The following is a 592-nucleotide window of genomic DNA, read 5'->3' as shown; positions in this document are numbered from 1 at the left end:
CGGGCGAGCGGGACGACTGCGGGCACGACTTCGCCCAGCACGCGCTCGGCTACCTGACCGCGCTCAAGGCGTGGTCCGAGGTCGAGCTGGAGCACTACCACCACGGCGAGGCCGGCGGGGTCGAGCAGGAGCGCCACCTGCACTCCCACTGGCGCCACCAGTTCGAGCTCGACCACCCGTGCCGCCACCAGGCCACCCCCACCGCGTGATACGCCAAGACGTCGCCGGGGCCGCGCTTATCGGCCCCGGCGACGCCGGAGAGGACCCTACCTTGACCAGGACCAAAACCCGCGCGGACCGCGTCGGAGACGCCGTTTCCCTCGTCGTCCTCCTCGGCCTCGCGGGCTTCGCCATCGCCGTCAGCTTCGACCACACCATGGACTTCGTCCGGTCTCACGGCCAGGTGAAGGACTGGATTGTCATCGGCACCGCGTGCACGGTCGTCGGCCTGACGATTCAGTCCGGCATGGAGGTCTGGCGCGACCGCCGCGACGGCCGCCCCGCAGGGTGGCCCGGCTCGCTCCTCGCGGTCGGCCTCGCCGTCGAGCTCGTCGCCAACGCGACGTCGGCCGCGACCCGCGACCCGCTCGAC

2 protein-coding genes are annotated in these 592 nt (G+C 72.3%); both read left to right on the top strand.

The genetic code is table 11. The features are described 5' to 3' along the window. A partial coding sequence (locus J1W56_RS25805; RefSeq protein WP_223616143.1) for a hypothetical protein occupies nt 1-209 on the top strand: 209 nt, incomplete at its 5' end. A gap of 62 nt (nt 210-271) precedes the next feature. After that, the coding region (locus J1W56_RS25800; RefSeq protein ID WP_223616142.1) for a hypothetical protein at nt 272-592 on the top strand (321 nt) is incomplete at its 3' end.

The sequence above is a fragment of the Phyllobacterium calauticae genome, assembly GCF_019991125.1.
Lineage (GTDB): Bacteria > Pseudomonadota > Alphaproteobacteria > Rhizobiales > Rhizobiaceae > Phyllobacterium > Phyllobacterium calauticae.
The sequence above is the reverse complement of the archived record's forward strand: the minus strand, read 5'-3'. Positions and strand labels throughout refer to the sequence as shown.